Origin of the sequence: Collinsella sp. An268, from assembly GCF_002159765.1 — a bacterium.
In the GTDB taxonomy this organism is placed as follows: Bacteria; Actinomycetota; Coriobacteriia; order Coriobacteriales; family Coriobacteriaceae; genus Coprousia.
Map to the genome: position 1 here is coordinate 406830 of NZ_NFJH01000001.1, position 15919 is coordinate 422748.

The 15919-nt window shown below is 71.0% G+C and carries 12 protein-coding genes; 2 read left to right on the forward strand and 10 right to left on the reverse strand.

Going from position 1 to position 15919, the window contains the following annotated elements; translation table 11 throughout:
* The first annotated feature begins 125 nt into the window (after positions 1 to 125).
* Positions 126 to 398: an FmdB family zinc ribbon protein gene (locus tag B5F70_RS01860; protein ID WP_087203844.1), complete on the forward strand. Its 273-nt coding sequence runs from the start codon at positions 126 to 128 to the stop codon at positions 396 to 398.
* 10 nt (positions 399 to 408) lie between these two features.
* Here B5F70_RS01860 and B5F70_RS01865 read toward each other — a convergent pair whose 3' ends face one another.
* The 8 genes from B5F70_RS01865 to B5F70_RS01900 all read right to left on the reverse strand — a co-directional run bounded on the left by B5F70_RS01865 (position 409) and on the right by B5F70_RS01900 (position 12118).
* A complete protein-coding gene (locus tag B5F70_RS01865) occupies positions 409 to 1803 on the reverse strand; it encodes a transcription antitermination factor NusB (protein WP_241145866.1) in 1395 nt (464 codons plus the stop codon).
* Positions 1800 to 2732, reverse strand: a complete 933-nt coding sequence (gene fmt / locus B5F70_RS01870; RefSeq protein ID WP_087203846.1) for a methionyl-tRNA formyltransferase — start codon at positions 2730 to 2732, stop codon at positions 1800 to 1802. The genes B5F70_RS01865 and fmt overlap by 4 nt, the downstream gene beginning before the upstream one ends.
* A gap of 47 nt (positions 2733 to 2779) precedes the next feature.
* A complete protein-coding gene (def, locus tag B5F70_RS01875; protein ID WP_087203847.1) occupies positions 2780 to 3316 on the reverse strand; it encodes a peptide deformylase in 537 nt (178 codons plus the stop codon).
* A gap of 41 nt (positions 3317 to 3357) precedes the next feature.
* Complete coding sequence (gene priA, locus B5F70_RS01880; protein ID WP_087203848.1) at positions 3358 to 5796, reverse strand: primosomal protein N'; 2439 nt, start codon at positions 5794 to 5796, stop codon at positions 3358 to 3360.
* Positions 5797 to 5806: 10 nt separating this feature from the next.
* Positions 5807 to 7087: a methionine adenosyltransferase gene (gene metK / locus B5F70_RS01885; RefSeq protein WP_087203849.1), complete on the reverse strand. Its 1281-nt coding sequence runs from the start codon at positions 7085 to 7087 to the stop codon at positions 5807 to 5809.
* Between the two features lie 173 nt (positions 7088 to 7260).
* Positions 7261 to 8601 carry a phosphoglucosamine mutase gene (glmM, locus tag B5F70_RS01890; protein WP_087203850.1) on the reverse strand — a complete coding sequence of 447 codons (1341 nt, stop codon included), beginning with the start codon at positions 8599 to 8601 and terminating at the stop codon, positions 7261 to 7263.
* A 122-nt stretch (positions 8602 to 8723) separates the two neighbouring features.
* Entirely contained in the window at positions 8724 to 11360 is a 2637-nt protein-coding gene (locus B5F70_RS01895; protein ID WP_087203851.1) for a YhgE/Pip family protein, read from the reverse strand.
* The gene (locus B5F70_RS01900; RefSeq protein ID WP_143753901.1) at positions 11357 to 12118 is read right to left on the reverse strand and encodes a hypothetical protein; all 762 of its coding nucleotides are present in this window, start codon (positions 12116 to 12118) and stop codon (positions 11357 to 11359) included. The genes B5F70_RS01895 and B5F70_RS01900 overlap by 4 nt, the downstream gene beginning before the upstream one ends.
* 222 nt (positions 12119 to 12340) lie before the next feature.
* On the opposite strand from B5F70_RS01900, the gene gltX reads away from it, so the two are divergent.
* Complete coding sequence (gene gltX, locus B5F70_RS01905) at positions 12341 to 13828, forward strand: glutamate--tRNA ligase (protein ID WP_087203853.1); 1488 nt, start codon at positions 12341 to 12343, stop codon at positions 13826 to 13828.
* 218 nt (positions 13829 to 14046) lie between these two features.
* Here the strand turns inward: gltX and sdaAA are convergent, their stop codons facing one another.
* Together sdaAA and B5F70_RS10720 are read right to left on the reverse strand one after the other, a co-directional pair.
* Entirely contained in the window at positions 14047 to 15618 is a 1572-nt protein-coding gene (gene sdaAA / locus B5F70_RS01910) for an L-serine ammonia-lyase, iron-sulfur-dependent, subunit alpha (RefSeq protein ID WP_087203854.1), read from the reverse strand.
* Positions 15619 to 15734: 116 nt separating this feature from the next.
* A partial coding sequence (locus B5F70_RS10720; RefSeq protein ID WP_206383475.1) for a hypothetical protein occupies positions 15735 to 15919 on the reverse strand: 185 nt, incomplete at its 5' end.

Below are 15919 nucleotides of genomic sequence, written 5' to 3' on the forward strand. Positions count from 1 at the left end.
ACGCGGTTCCCATCGCTTCTGACGATGTGCCTCGCGCCGTGGGTCGAAATTGGGTAGAGTATCCGATAGTCAAACGATTCGGCGGCGCCCTCCGGGGCGCCGCGCCATTGAAGAGGGAGTTACGAATGGCACGTTACGATTACCGCTGCAGCGCCTGCGGCACCGTCTTCGAGGTCGAGCACGGCATGACCGAGCACCCCGCCGTCAGGTGCCCCTCCTGCGGGGAGCCCGCGAGCAAGGTGTTCAACGCGAGCGGCATCTCATTCCAGGGAAGCGGGTTCTACAACACCGATCAGCGCGGCGGAGGCTCCGCCACGGCCGCTACGTCGGGCACCGCGGATTCCGGCGCCGCGGAGACGCACGCCTGCGAGAACTGCCCCCACAAGGCGGACAACTGACGACGCGCGCCTACGTCGCCGCACGGCGCACGAGGCGCGCGCAGAAATGCCCATCGAACCCGCCGAGCATGGGGACGGTCTGCATAAGGCCGTCCCCGTTTTCATATGCCGCCAGATGGCGTGCGGCGGAAGAGAACAGGGGCTCATCGAAGATGACCGCGCGCGAGGGCGGCTCGAGACAGAAGCCGGCGCCCTCCGGTGACGCCAGAAACCGGGCGACCACCTCATCGTTCTCGCTCTTGAGCACCGAGCAGGTGGCGTACCAGAGCTCCCCTCCCCGCTCGACGCGGCGCGCGGCCTCGGTAAGAAGCGCGAGCTGCAGGCCGGGCAGCGCTCCGTCCGCCGCCACCGACGCCGGATCGAGACGCCAGGGAATCTCGGGGTGGCGGCGCATGGTGCCCGTCCCGGAGCAGGGCGCGTCCACAAACACGGTGTCGAAGAGGCGCCGTCCCCCCTCATCGAGAGGCCCGAGGGCGCAGTCGAGGTCGCGGCCGTCGCCGACGACGGTCGTAATGCACCCAAGACCCGCGCGCTCGAGTCGCGATCGATTCTGGGCGGCCTTGTGCTCGTAGAGGTCGAGCGCCACGACACGGCGCGCGAACCCCGCCCGCCGGGCCTGGCACGCCATGACAAACGTCTTGGTACCACGACCCGCACCGATCTCCAGGCACGTGCCCGGTCGCACCGCGGCGGTGGCGATGAGCTGCGCATGGGCATCGGTCACTACCGCGCGGGCCCGCTCGAAGGCACCGTCCCCGATAAGCGCGGCGACATCGATATCCACGCGGCAACCGGGTACGGGCCCGGGCGCACCGCCCATCTGCTCCTCTGCGCCCACCAGCGCGTGAAGAGCCAGGGGCGCGGGCTCCAGTTGTCCGGCAGCAAGGGCGCGAAGCGCCTCGGTCCCCCGCTCCTCCGCAACGCTTCGCACGAGCCAAAGAGGCAGACCGGCGCACCGTGCGGCCGCTGCCATCGCGCGCTCCCCCTCTGCCACATCAGATGCCGCGAGAAAGGTCTTGGCGCCGGAAGCCACCCGGCGGAGCACGGCGTTGGCAAGACCTGCCGCACCGCGCGCCTGAGAGCGAACGAGCTCAACTCCCTGACTCACCGCGGCCTCGGGCGCCGTGTCCAGATAGAGAAGCTCAAAGGCGGAGAGGCGAAGCGCCGTCCGCACGCGCAGAGAAACCTTGGAGGGACGGTCAAGATAGCGATCGAGCGCCGCATCGAGCACGCCTTCGCTCGCCGTGACGCCGAGAACGAGGCGCCTGCAGAACGAGCGGTCGCGCGAGGAGAGCGCGGCAACGGCCGGCGTGCGATCGATGAGCTCGCGCACGTAGGCGTCGCGCTCGGCCGCCGCGACGAGAAGGCGCAGCGCCGCCCTGCGCGCCGGGGAGAGCCTGCTCACGAGAGGGGCCCCCACGTCCCCTGCTTGTCGCGCAGCCCCGCCGCCCATGCGGCGGCCCCCATCTGGCGCTTGCCGTCGGGCTTGACCTCGATGAGCTCGAGTGCGCCCGCCGCACACCCCAGAAGCACGCGCTTGCCGGCAACGGCGTACGTCCCCTGAGCGGGAAGCGGGGCGCCCTCTCCGGACTCGACGGCGCGCGCACGCACGGCGCGCACGGCACGGCCTCCCACCTGGCAGCGCGCCGGCGCGGCGTCGCTCGAGGCGCGGACGCGCCGCGCGTTGGCGGGGGCATCCGCCTCCGGGTCGAGCCAGAGCTCCGCCTTGGCGATCTTGGCGGCGTGGGTGACGAGCGCCTCGTCCTGTTCGGTCCATACGGCAGATCCCGCGGCGATGGTGGGGAGCGTGCGAGCGAGCAGCGCGCCGCCGAGCTCGGCGAGGTCGCGGGTGAGCTCGTCGGCACCCTTTTCGCCCACCGGCGTCGAAGCCTGGGCGCAATAGGCGCCGGTGTCGACACCGTGCCCGATGCGCATGATGGAGACGCCGGCGACCTCGTCTCCGGCGAGGATGGCGCGCTGGATGGGCGCCGCCCCGCGCCAGCGAGGGAGCAGCGACGCGTGCACGTTGACGCAGCCCAAAGGCGCCATGGTGAGGACAGCATCGGGCAAGATGCAGCCGTACGCGGCGACGCAGAAGATGTCCGCCGCAGCATCCCGCAGCGCCTCGAGGGCCTCCGGGGTCATGCGCGCCGTCTCGAGCACGGGGAGCCCTAGCTCGAGCGCCGCCTCCTTGACGGGAGAGGGCTCCAGGCGCTTGCCGCGCGAGCGCACGGCATCGGGCCTCGTCACCACGAGCGCCACCTCGTGCTCGCGCGCGAGCGCCGTGAGCGAGGGCACCGCGAATGCCGGCGTACCCATGAATACGACCCTCATATCCGTCTCCTCTCTGTCAAGAGCGCCCTCTATCGACCGCGCGGTCGCTATTCCGTATCCCCCGGCTTGGCGCCGTTAGCCAGCGCTTCCTGGTAGCTGCGCATGGCGTGCATGCGCTCGCGCGGCCCCAGGCGCTCGAACATGGTGATGCCGTGCAGGTGGTCGATCTCATGCTGCAGGCAGACGCACATGATGTCGCCCGTCGCCTCGTAGCGCATGAGCTCGCCGTCGAGGTTCTCCGCCTCCACGACGACGTGGTCCGGCCGCTCGATCTCGCAGGTGATGCCGGGAATGGAGAGGCAGCCCTCGTTATAGGGGACCTTCGTATCTGACTGCTCGACGATGACCGGGTTGATGAGGACGTAGGGGTCGTAGTCATCGGCGGAGGTGTAGTCCACGTCGATGATGACGAGCTGGATGAGCTCGCCCACCTGGGGCGCGGCGAGGCCGCAGCCGCCGCTCTCGAACATGTCCCGCTTCATGCGCTCCACGAGCTCGACGAGCTCGGGGCCGATCTCCTCGACGGGCGCGCATTCCTCGCGCAGCCGCGGGTCGGGAGAGAGCACGATATCGTTCATCTCCATACGTTCACCTTTCGTGAGGGCGCGCGCCCGGTGCGGGCGCGTCACATGAGGTCGTAAGCATCGATGTCGACCCCCACCGTCACGCCCTGCGGGGCGGGGCGGGCGTCGAGCACCGCAGCGATCACATCTGAGATATGGTACCCCAGCGGGGACTTTATCACTACGTGAAAGCGATAGCGGTCCTTCGCACGGGCGATGACGCACGGGTTGGGACCGAGCACGACGGGCGCCACGCGCGGGTCTCCCCCCTCGGCGAGCGAGGGAGGCGCCCCGGCATCCCCCGCTGGGAGGGGCACGGGGGCGGTCGCCGCGACCAGGCGCCTGATATCGCACGCGATCGCCGCGGCATGGCCCTCGGCCGCGTGCTCGTCACGTGCCCACACGTTGATGTTGCTCAGCCGCACGAACGGCGGATACAGCGCCTCGGCGCGCTGGGCGCGGTCGTGTTCGGTAAAGATCGCCCGATCGTGCGTCGCGACGGCGCGGATCACGGGGTCCTCGGGAAGATAGGTCTGGATGATGACCTCACCCGGCCGTTCCCCGCGCCCTGCGCGCCCCGCGACTTGCTCGAGAAGGTCGAAGGCGCGCTCGCCGGCCCGGAAGTCAGGCATCTTGAGCGCGTAGTCCGCATTGATGACGCCCACGAGCGTGACCTCGGGAAAATCGAGCCCCTTCGCGATCATCTGCGTGCCCAGCAGCACCGCCGACTCGGCTGCGTCAAAGGCTTCCAGCAGCCTCTGGTGCCCGTCCTTGCCCTTGGTGGAGTCGGCGTCCATGCGTATGACCGCCACATCCGGCGGCAGCAGCGCGCGCAGGGCGTCCTCCACCTGCTGCGTGCCGAGCCCCATCTTGGCGAGGTAGCGGCTGCCGCACTGGGGGCAGGCGCTCCCCGGGGCGGGATACGGCCGCACGTGGTACACCGCGCCGCAGGTGTGGCATTCGAGGGTATGCGTGCGCTCGTGGTAGGTGAGCGCCGTCGAGCAGTGCCGGCACGTGGGCACGCAGCCGCACTCGCGGCACATGAGAAACGGCGCGAACCCGCGTCGGTTGTGCAGGAGCACCGCCTTCTCTTTGCGCGCCGCCACATCGAGGAGAGCCCGCTCGAGCACGCTCGAGAACATGGAGCGGTTGCCGCCCGCGAAGGCCCGTCTGAGGTCCGCCACGACGACGCGGGGCAGGCGCGCGCCGCCGGGGCGCTCACGCATCTCGACGCGCTGCCACCGCTGAGCGGCCCAGGTGCCGGCCCGACAGCGCTCGAGCGCCTCGGCGGAGGGGGTCGCCGAGCCCAGAACGAGGGGGAACCCCCCGCGGCGCGCCATCTCGGCGGCGACCTCGCGCGCATGGTAGCGCGGGCTCGACCCCTGCTTGTAGGACTGCTCGTGCTCCTCGTCGATGACGATGAGCCCGAGGTCGCGGAAGGGGCAGAAGAGCGCCGAGCGCGCGCCCACCACCACGCGCGCCGCCCCGGTGCGCACCATGTCCCACTGGTCGAGGCGCTCGCCCGCCGAGAGGCGGGAGTGGAAGACCGCGACGGCGTCGCCGAAGCGCGAGCGGAAGCGGCCGACGGTCTGCGCCGTGAGGGAGATCTCCGGCACGAGCACGCAGGCGGAGCGCCCATCCGCGAGCACGCGCTCGATTGCGGCGAGGTAGACCTCCGTCTTGCCGGAGCCCGTGACCCCGTCGATGAGGACCACGTCCCCCTGGCCGCGCGCATACGCCTCGGCGATGGCGGCAAGCGCCTCCCGCTGGCCATCGGTCAGATGCTCGGGTACGGAGGCACTGGCCGACGAAAGCGTCGTCGCACCCGAGACGCCGCGCCATGCCCGGCGCTCCTCCACCGCCACGACGCCCTTCTGGGCGAGCGTGCGGATGGTGGCGGAGAGGTCAGTGTAGAGTGCCCGCAGCTCACGGGTCGTAACAGGGCCGCAGGCGAGGGCCTCGAGGAGCTGCCGCTGCCGGTGGGCCCGAACCGGTGGCTCGTAGGTGCGCCCCGCGTCCGTGAGCGACAAGACGCGCTCGTGCACCTCGGCCACCGCCGGGCGCTCGACGCGATAGGCACCGTCTGCATCCCGCACCAGACGCGGGGTGCCGCCCGGCGGCAGGAAGAGCCGGAGGCACTCGGCGAGCGGTGCCACGTATTCCCGGCTGAGCCAGAAGGCGATATCGGCGGCATATGGTGAGCAGGAGGGCGCGGCAAGCAGGGCACGCACCGGGCGCACGCGCACCGGATCTAATCCCTCCGCACCGGGAAGGTCGCCAAGGGTCTCGGCGAGCGCGACCACGTAGCCGAGGGCGGCGCGGTGCCCAAAGGTAACGAGCACCGTCGACCCAATCGCGATATCGTCGGCAAACTCCCCGGGCACCCCGTAGGCATAGGGCTCGGAGAGAGCGCGGGCAGGGATATCGACCACCACCGACGCAAAGGCGGCTACGGTCGACTCTGCGCTAAAGAGCGCGAGCTGTTGCGGATCGGGGGCCATGGGGCACCGGTTAGGCCGGCAGGCCCGCCGCGCTGCGAAGCTCGTCCGTGCGGTCGGTCCGCTCCCACGTGAAGTCGGGATCGTTTCTACCGAAGTGCCCGTAGGCGGCCGTCTTCTGGTAGATCGGGCGGCGCAGGTCGAGGTCGCGGATGATGGCGCCGGGGCGCAGGTCGAAGACCTCGTCGATGGCGCGCTCGATCGCCTCCACGGGCACCTGTTCGGTTCCGAACGTGTCCACCATGATGGAGAGCGGCCGCGCCACGCCGATGGCGTAGGCGAGCTCGACCTCGCAGGTGCGCGCGAGCCCCGCTGCCACGACGTTTTTGGCCACCCAGCGCGCGGCGTAGGCGGCCGAGCGGTCGACCTTCGTGCAGTCCTTGCCGCTGAAGGCGCCGCCGCCGTGGCGGCCCATGCCGCCGTAGGTGTCGACGATGATCTTGCGGCCGGTGAGGCCCGTATCGCCCATGGGGCCGCCCACCACGAAGCGCCCGGTGGGGTTGACGTACACCGTCGCCGCTCGCCACGGGATGCCGGCCTCGTCCATCACCGGCGCGATGACGTGCTCGAGCATGTCCGCCTTGATGGTGCCCATGTCCTCGATCTCGGGCGCATGCTGGGTGGAGATGACGATGGTCTCGACCGCGACGGGGCGGTCGTCCTCATAGCGGACGCTCACCTGCGTCTTGCCGTCCGGCCGCAGGTAGGGCACGGTGCCGTTGTGGCGCACCTCTGCGAGGCGCTCGGCGAGCCGGCTCGCCAGGTAGTGCGGCATGGGCATGAGCGTCGGCGTCTCGTCGGTCGCGTAGCCGAACATCATACCCTGGTCGCCGGCGCCGACCTGGTCGAGGGGGTCGTTCGACTCCCCTGCCTGCACGGCGAAGCTCTCATCGACGCCCTGGGCGATGTCCGGGCTCTGCCCGTGGATCATGTTGATGACGCCGCAGGTCGTCCCGTCGAAGCCGTACTTAGCGCGGTCGTAACCGATGCGGCAGATGACGTCGCGGGCGATTCTTTGCACGTCGACGTAGGCCTGCGTGCGGATCTCGCCGGAGATGACCACCATGCCGGTGGTGAGCATGGTCTCGCAGGCGCAGCGCACCGCGTCGAGGCGCGCGGGAACCCCGTCGGTATCGACGTACCCCTGTGCCTCGAGCTTGGCCTCCTTGTCGAGGATGGCGTCGAGCACGGCGTCGGAGATCTGGTCGGCGATCTTATCCGGATGCCCCTCGGTCACCGACTCCGAGGTGAAGAGGTACGAGCGACCATGGGGGGAACGAATCTCGTCTGACATGGCAGTCCTTTCTGTTGCAGGCGCGCGGCCGTTACCATTCCGCGCGCCCCTTCTACGTGCAGAGCATCGTACCACCCCGCCGGGACACGAGGTGGTACGTCAGAGAAACACGATAGATGGCGTCCGCGCGGCGCGGTGCCGCGCATCGGCGTCACCGGAGCGCGGCGAGCAGGCTAGGCGCGATGCGGCTCGAGTGCCTTCAGCACGAAGGCGTTCGCCTCACTGCAGAGCTCGTCGGTCGGCGCCTCGGCGAGAGTGCGCACGACAGGCTCGGTGCCGGAGGCGCGCACAAGCACGCGGCCGCGACCGGCGAGGAAGGCCTCGGCCTCCTGCGCGGCGGCGGTGACCGCGGGGTCGTTCATGGCGGCGTCCTTGTCGGTCACGCGCACGTTGATGAGCTCCTGCGGATAGAGCTTCACCGGCGCGCAGAGCTGCGAGAGCGTCTCGCGCTCGGCGCGGATGACCTCCATCATGCGCAGGCTCGTCATGATGCCGTCGCCCGTGCACTCGATATCGCCGAAGATGATGTGGCCGGACTGCTCGCCGCCGAGGCTGTACCCGTTCTGGCGCATGCACGCATAGACGTTTTTGTCGCCCACCGCGGTGGTCTCGTAGGAGAGGTGCGCCTCGTCGAAGGCCTTGAAGAGGCCATAGTTGCTCATCACCGTCGGGACCACGGTGCCCGCCGAGAGCCTGCCGTGCTTGTTGAGGTACACGCCGCAGACATAGAGGATGAGGTCGCCGTCGACCACGTTGCCGCGCTCGTCTACCGCGATGCAGCGATCGGCGTCGCCGTCGTAGGCAAAGCCCACGTCGAGCCCCTGCTCAACCACGTGGCGGCGCAGGCGGTCGATATGGGTGGAGCCGCAGTCGACGTTGATGTTCAGGCCGTCTGGCGAGTTGTTGATGACGCGCACGTCGGCGCCGAGGGCGTCGAACACGGGCTTGGCCACCGAGGAGGCGGCGCCGTTGGCGCAGTCGAGACCGATCTTCATGCCCTGGAGCGAGAAGTTGGCGCTCGAGATGAGGAAGCCGATGTAACGGTTGCGGCCCTGCATGTAGTCGATGGTCGAGCCGATCGCATCGCCCGTCGCGAGCGGGACCTCGTCCGACTCGCCGTCGATGTAGGCCTCGATGAGCTCGAGCACGTCCTCGTCCATCTTGTAGCCCTCGCCGTTGACGAGCTTGATGCCGTTGTCGGTGTAGGGGTTGTGCGAGGCCGAGATCATGATGCCGCAGTCGAAGCGGCCGTCCACCGTCTCGTACGCGAGGCCCGGCGTAGGGATGACGTGCAGCATGTAGACGTCGGCACCCGAGGCGACGAGGCCCGCCGTGAGCGCGCTCTCGAACATGTAGCTCGAGCGGCGCGTGTCCTTGCCGAGCACGATGCGCGCCTTCTTGCCCTGGCGCGCACCGTAGTACCAGCCCACGTAGCGGCCGATCTTGAAGGCGTGCTCCACGTTGAGGCCGTTGTTGGCCTCACCGCGGAAGCCGTCGGTGCCGAAATACTTCATAGGGTCCATCCTTCCCAAAGGTCGGTAAGGTGCGGCCGCGGGGCGCGGTCGCACCGGGAGCTGCAAACGCATGCGCGCCTATTGTACCGTGGTCCCCCCAAAGCAAACCGCCCCGGGGCCCGTTATGCGGCAAAAATCCGCGGCACGCGGGGGCGCCTGACGCGGAGCCATGCCGCCCCGGCGGCGACGACGAGAAGGACCCCAAGGTAGAGCGCGCATGCCGGCACGCCGGCGTAAGAGCCCGCCGCCGCGCGCATGCCGGATGCGGCGACGTTTACGGGGATGACGCCGCCGAGCGCGCCGAAGAGCCCCTCGGTAAAGACCCCGGGTAGCACGAGACCGCCGCTCACGAGGCCGAGCGCGAGCAGCGCCGCGAGGATCGGCGCGGCGGCGCGGCCCGCCCAGAGCCGCACCGCCAGGGCGAGCGCCGCGAACGCGAGCGCGGCGAGTACGACGACCCCCGCAAAGGCGAGGGCGGAGGTAACGGAGAGGCCGGCCACGCCTACGCCCGCCACGGCGACGAGCGCCGCCTGGGCAAGGGCGAGCACGGCGCATACGGCGCCCTGCGAGGCGAGCGCCGCGCCGCCGCGTCCGGCAAGGACCGCGCGTCCATCGACACCCGGAGCGAGCAGGGCGCACGCGAGCGCCCCCAGCCATAGGGCCGTCGCCGCGGCGACGGGCAGCACCTGGGCGGGTGCGTCGGTGCGGTTGACCTGCGTCGTGCGGAAGCGCACCGGGTTCGCGGCGACCTCGGCACGCTCCGCATGGTTGGCAGAGACGGCGGAGAGCTCCTCGCCCGCCGTATCGAGTGTGTCGGCGATACCCGAGGAGGCCTCGCCGAGCTGCGCGACGCCGTCGCCCAGCTGGCGCTCCGCCTCAGCCATCGCGCCGATACCCTGGCCGAGCGCCCCCGTGCCCTGGTTGACCGCCCCGAGCGCCTGCCCGAGGGCGACGTTGCCCGCCCCGAGCGTCGCCGTGGCGTCTGCCATGCCGCCGAGCGCCTGCCTGAGCGCACCGGCGCCCTGCTCGAGGCCCGCGACCCCGCCTCCGATGAGCCCGTCGGCGGAAAGCTGGCTGCCGATGCCCGCGATGCCCTGGCCGAGCAGCCGCACGCTCTCGGCGGCGCCGGGAACGGTCTCGCCCGTCGGCAGCGGTTGGCCGTTCAGCACGAGCTGCGCCTCGGTTACCGCCCGGCCGATGCGGCTCGCGCGGTCGGCGAGGTCCGCGGTGGTCGCGCCCAGATCTGCCGCGGCATCGGAGACCGCCTCGGAGGCGCCCTCAAAAGACGCGATGTCTCCCGCGAGCCCCTCTTGGGCGTCATCGGCTACTGCGAGCGCCTCGGAGGCGGCGGCGGCCCGTTCGGCGAGCTCCTGCGCCTGCGCGGCGAGCGCGTCCGCGTCTGCCAGCACCTGCGCGCGCTCCTCGGCGATCGCGGCGAGCTCCCCGCGCACCTGCTTGATATCGGCGAGAACCTCCGTTGCCGACCGCGCGTCCGAGGAGGCGTCCGCATCGAGCGCGCCCTCGAGCTCGCCCATCAGCGCATCGAGTCGCTCCTCGGCATCCCCGTAGCGCTGCTCGAGGGCCGCGAGCGTGTCGAGGGCCCCCGCATCCGCCGCATCCGTGCCGCCCGGGGCCTCAGCGCCGGCGCCGGATTCTTTCAGGGCCGCAGCCAGAGAGGCGGCGCCCTCGGCGACGGCGAAGACGTCCTCGCGCGCACCCGCGACCCCGTCGTGCACCGCGGCGGCACCGTCGCCGAGCGCGGCGGCGAGACCGGTCGCGCTCTCGAGCGCTTCCGCCAGCGTCTTCTGCTGCTCAGCATAGCTCGACGAACCCGCGAGCCATCCCTTGAGGTCGCCCGACGCGCCCGAGAGCGACTCCCCGGCACCGTCGAGGGCACCCGCAAGCTTCGTCGCATACGCCCCCATGACCGCAGCGGAAGACGCGGCAGCATCCAACCCGTCGCCCAAAAGCGCCGCACCGGAGCTGATGGCGCCGACGCCCTGCTCGGCCGTCGCGTCGAGTCCCGCGGCGAGCGCCTGCGCACCGGTGCCGGCCGCCGTGACGCCCTGGGCGATGCCGTCGATCCCCTGCGCCAGGGTGCCGGTGGCCGCCGCCGTCTGGTCGAGGCCGTCCGCGAGGGCGGAGGTTCCCTGCTCGAGCCCGTCGAACGCGCTTTGGAGCATGGTGGTCCCGTCGGATGTCATGGTGATCCTCGACGCCTGGCCGCGCACGTCAGAGAGCACCGAGAGCAGGTAGTTCTCCCCAAGATCGCTCTTGAGGCGCGCCTGCACCTGCTTGAGCACGGCGCTCCCCGCCTTGGTGGCGAGCACGTTCTCGGAGCCGTCGGACACGATCTCGATCGTCGCCTGCGCGGGGTCGGTGCCCGTGAGGCTCGCCACCCGCTCCGAGTAGGTGGCGGGAATCTTCACGATGAGGGCGTAGGTGCCGTCCGCCAGCCCGGCGTCGGCCGCGCCCTCGTCCACAACCGCCCACGCGAGCTCGCTCGTGTCGGCAAGCGAGTCGACGAAGTCGTCGCCCGCGGCAACCGTGCGGCCCTCCGCATCGGTCGCGCCCTCGTCGAGGTTGACGACCGCGACCGGGATGCGCGAGGAGGCGTCGAGCGCCGGGGCGAGCGCCGCCACGGCGATGAGGGCGGCGAGCGCCGGCAGCACCGCGCACGCCGCGGCCGCGGCAAGGCGCCGGCGGTCGCGGCCGATGCGGGAGAAGGCGAAGCGGATCAGGGTGGAGAGGCGATTCATCGGGCATCATCTTCTTGAGGGGCGAGCGCCTCGGCGGACGCCAGGTCGATGCCGCAGGCGCCGTCGGCCGCGCGCGCGACGGCCAAGTCGGTCGTCGCCACGATGGTGGCGCACGCGCAGGCGCGCGCGTGCCGGCCGAGCATGCGGACGAGGGCGGAGCCGTCTGCCGCCGCGAGGCCCGCCACAAACGGATCGGTCAGGTCGACGAGCGCGACCCGGGGGCGGCAGACGAAGGCGAGGGCCGCGGAGAGACGGGCGCGGCCCTCGGGGCCGAGCTCGCCGATGCGCCGGTCGACCTCGGTCGCGAGCTCGAAGGAGGCGAGGTAGCCAAGCACGTCCTCGGCAGATGCCGTCGTCTTCCTCCCCCAGAGCGAGAACTCCTGCGCGACGGCCTCCTCCACGGTGAGCACGTCCGATGGGGCGGCCACCCCGGTGAGCGCAGAGACGCCCAGCGTCCCGCGCGCCGGCCGCTGCCGAGCGAAACGCGGGCGGGCGCCGCCGCGTTGGGCGCGCTCCTCGCCGCACACGGCAAGCGAGCCCTCCGTCGGCATCACCAGGCCGGCAAGCGCGTACACGAGGTCGCGCAGCGGCGGGCGCTCCTCCCCCACCAGGGCGAGCACCTCTCCGCTGCGCGCCTCGAAGGTCACGAACTCAAACGAGCGCGCACGGCGCCGGCGCATGCCGGCGTCCCGCGCCACTACGAGCGCCTGACCAGTCCCTGCGCCCATCGACCTACAATCTTGACTATCCGTTGCCACGGACCCTCCTTGCGACTCGCCCGCCGCGATTTGGCGCGGCGGCGGCAATATGTCCGTTAGCGTACCCGATACCCAACCCGCGCATGCACGGCAGAGGTCCAAATCGGTACGTCCCGTGCAGGCATGCGACCGGTGGCGCGGCACCGGGAAGCGCGCGCTATAATGCATGTGCTCTCGCGGCCCCGCCGCAACGCGTGTTCATATAAGAAAGTGAGTCCCACCATGACCCAACCCGTACGCGTACGCTTCGCCCCGTCGCCCACCGGCAAGCTCCACATCGGCGGCGCGCGCACCGCGATCTACAACTGGGCGTTCGCCCGCGCCAACCACGGCACGTTCATCCTGCGCATCGACGACACGGACCCCACCCGCTCCACCGAGGAGAACACCCAGGTGATCCTGCGCGCCATGCGCTGGCTCGGACTCGACTGGGATGAGGGCCCCGAGGTGGGCGGCGACTTTGGCCCCTACGCCCAGACCGAGCGCCTCGCCCTCTACCGCGAGGCCGCCGAGCGCCTGCTCGCCGAGGGCAAGGCCTACCCGTGCTTCTGCACGCCCGAGCAGCTCGCCGAGGATCGCGCCGCGGCCCAGGCCCGCAAGGACCCCTTCCAGGGCTACCAGCGCCGCTGCCGCAACATTCCGGCCGACGAGGCGCGCGCCCGCATGGAGGCCGGCGAGCCCTACACCATCCGCATCAAGGTGCCCGAGGACCGCGGCGACGTCGTCATCGACGACGCCGTCCACGGCGAGGTGACCATCGCCGCCAAGGAGCTCGACGACTTCGTGATCTTCCGCTCCGACGGCACCCCCACCTACAACTTCGCCACCGTGGTGGACGACGCCGCCATGGGCATCACCCACGTCATCCGCGGCGACGACCACCTCTCCAACACGCCGCGCCAGGTCATGGTCTACGAGGCGCTGGGGGCGCCCGTTCCCGTGTTCGCCCACATCTCGATGATCCTCGGCGCCGACGGCAAGAAGCTCTCCAAGCGCCACGGCGCGACCTCGGTGGAGGAGTACCGCGACGCCGGCTACCTCTCGGACGCCTTCGTCAACTACCTCGCGCTGCTCGGCTGGTCGCTCGACGGCGAGACCACCATCATCCCGCGCGACGTGCTCGCGCGCGAGTTCTCGCTCGAGCGCATCTCCAAGAACCCGGCGACGTTCGATCCCAAGAAGCTCGACTGGGTGAACGCCGAGTACATCAACCGCATGGACAACGCCACGTTTACGCAGGAGATCCTGCTGCCGCAGCTCGTGGAGGCAGGGCTCCTCGACCCGGAGCCCGCGGTCTCGATCGACGAGGAGTGGACGGACCGCCTGGCCGAGATCGTGCGGCCGCGCACCAAGATGCCCGCCGACGCCGCCCAGGTGGCAGCCCCCATCTTCGCCACCGCCGAGACGCTCGCCTATGACGAGAAGGCGGTAGCCAAGGGCCTCGCCAAGGAGGGTATGGGCGCCGTGCTCGACCGGGCCCGCGAGGCGCTCGGCTCCCTTACCGAGGACGCGTGGACGGCAGAGGCGATCGACGCGGCGCTCGAGCCCCTACCCGAGGCGCTCGACCTCAAGAAGCGCGTCGTCTTCCAAGCGGTGCGCGTCGCCATCTGCGGCAACCTGGTCTCGCCACCCCTCGGCGAGACGATGGCGCTCATCGGCCGCGCCGACTGCCTCGCGCGCATCGATCGCGCCCGCACGATGGCGCTCTAACGGCAGCGCTCGGCGCAGCACCCCGGCCGGGCTCCCGGGCGAACGGTCCCGATCGCCCGGGAGCTCCCAAGCCGCCCCCCTCCCGTCCTTCCTTTCAAAGAAACCGCGTTCAGGCCCCCAACATGGTGGTAAATCGGGCCTGAACGCGGTTTCCTTGTCTTTAGGGGTCGATGAGGGCGCATGGGACGCGCGTGCCGGACGTGGGACGGGAGCGCGCCTCAGCGGCAGCCCGCGCAGGCCGCGCAGGCGGACGGCGCCGTCGCGACCCCGCCGCGCGCCGTCTCGCGCAGGCTCGCCGGCAGCGCGCGCCCCACCTCGAGCATGACGCGGGCCATCTCGTCGAAGGGCACGAGGGGCTCCACCCCCGAGAGCGCGAGCTGCGCGGCCGAGAACGCCGCCGCCACGCCGATGGCGTTGCGCGTCTGGCAGGGCACCTCCACGAGACCGCCCACCGGATCGCACACGAGGCCGAGCAGGTTGGAGAGCGCGAGCGACGCCGCCGCGAGCGCGGTCTCGGGCTCGCCGCCGAGCATCTCGACCAGAGCGGCGGCGGCCATGGCGGCGGCGCTCCCCACCTCGGCCTGGCATCCGCCCTCGGCGCCCGCCACGCAGGCGTTCTGGGTGAGGAGCATTCCCACCGCCGCGGCGGTGAAGAGCGCGTCCATCACCTGATGGTCGTCGAAGCCGCGATGCTCCGCGACGGCGAGCACCGAGCCGGGCACCACGCCGGCGGAGCCCGCCGTGGGGGCCGCGACGATAACGCCCATCGTCGCCGAGCGCTCCAGCACGGCGAGAGCGTAGGCGACGGCCCTCGTCTGGACCTCGCCCATGAGAGCAGCGGTGAGGGCCGTCCCCGCGTGGGCTGCTAGCTGCGCCTCGCCGCCGATGAGGCCGCCGAGCGAGCGCTGCGGCGACACGATGGGCTCGGTCGTCTCCTCGCGCATGACGCGGAGCACGCGCGCCATCCGGGCAACCGTCTCCCGCTCCCCTCCGAGCTGCGCCTCGCGCACCGCCATGACGGCGCCGATGCTCATGCCGTGCGCGCGGCAGCGGGCCAGAAGCTCCGCTCCCGTGTCGAAGAACTCGTCTGCCGCCGCGACGACCGCCGCCGGGCCGGCGCCGGGCACGCGCACGTAGGTCGCCGTGTAGATGCTCGAGCGGCACTCGAGCTCGCCCAGAAGGTCCTCGGGCGGCAGCTCGTCCAGCTCGAACACCGTGTAGGCGCGCCCGCCCCGCTCGGTGCGGTACGTCCGCATAAACGCGATGTTGATATGACGCTCGGAGAGAAGCACCGTGAGGGCGGCGAGGACGCCGGGCTCATCGCGGTGCGCGACGAAGAGGGTGTCGTACTCGCCCGAGATATCGACATCGACCCCGTTGATGCGGCTCACCCGCACGCGGCCGCCGCCGAGGCTCTCGCCCCGGACCTCGACCTCGATGCCGCGCGCATCCTCCATCGCGATTTCGACCGTGTTGGGATGCAGGCGCGCGTCATCGCCGCCGAGCGCAAACGACCAGGCGAGCCCCGCCGCCTCGGCGTGCGCGAAGGCGTCACGGATGCGCTCGTCGTCCGTCTCGAACCCCAGGATACCTGCCACGAGCGCCCGATCGGTGCCGTGGCCGCGGTAGGTGTGGGCGAAGCTGTTGTAGAGCGTAAAGCGCACGCGCAGGACACGTGCGGGGCACAGCGACGCGGCGACGCGCGCCAAGCGGAGCGCACCCGCCGTATGCGAGCTGGAGGGGCCGACCATAACGGGGCCGAGGATCTCGAAAGCGGAAAGCGAGGGCATGGGCGCAGCCTTTCGATAGCGGGGGCAATCGGCCGGGAGGCGGCCGTACGGTCGCGTTCATTGTAGCGGGTCGGGCGCGGGCACGGTGAGTCGCCCGAGACATCCCGCGTAACAAGTTAAACAGCCGCCATCCCATGTCCGCACGGACCGTTATAATCATTCACGCAGAACAGCCACTCGCCGTCGCTCCCGCGCGGCGCGTCACGGACACGGGAAAGGTAAGGCTCGCAATGCCCGGTTCCGATATCAACAACCGCATCCCCCAGATCGGCGGAGGCGACCCCCTCGTGCCCTCCCCCGC

Excerpts from the sequence above, each read along its gene's own strand:
- gltX (WP_087203853.1), top strand. The coding sequence starts at position 12,341 with ATGACCCAACCCGTACGCGTACGCTTCGCCCCGTCGCCCACCGGCAAG.
- B5F70_RS01860 (WP_087203844.1), top strand. The coding sequence starts at position 126 with ATGGCACGTTACGATTACCGCTGCAGCGCCTGCGGCACCGTCTTCGAG.
- glmM (WP_087203850.1), bottom strand. The coding sequence starts at position 8,601 with ATGAAGTATTTCGGCACCGACGGCTTCCGCGGTGAGGCCAACAACGGC.
- metK (WP_087203849.1), bottom strand. The coding sequence starts at position 7,087 with ATGTCAGACGAGATTCGTTCCCCCCATGGTCGCTCGTACCTCTTCACC.
- def (WP_087203847.1), bottom strand. The coding sequence starts at position 3,316 with ATGGAGATGAACGATATCGTGCTCTCTCCCGACCCGCGGCTGCGCGAG.
- fmt (WP_087203846.1), bottom strand. The coding sequence starts at position 2,732 with ATGAGGGTCGTATTCATGGGTACGCCGGCATTCGCGGTGCCCTCGCTC.
- sdaAA (WP_087203854.1), bottom strand. The coding sequence starts at position 15,618 with ATGCCCTCGCTTTCCGCTTTCGAGATCCTCGGCCCCGTTATGGTCGGC.
- priA (WP_087203848.1), bottom strand. The coding sequence starts at position 5,796 with ATGGCCCCCGATCCGCAACAGCTCGCGCTCTTTAGCGCAGAGTCGACC.
- B5F70_RS01895 (WP_087203851.1), bottom strand. The coding sequence starts at position 11,360 with ATGAATCGCCTCTCCACCCTGATCCGCTTCGCCTTCTCCCGCATCGGC.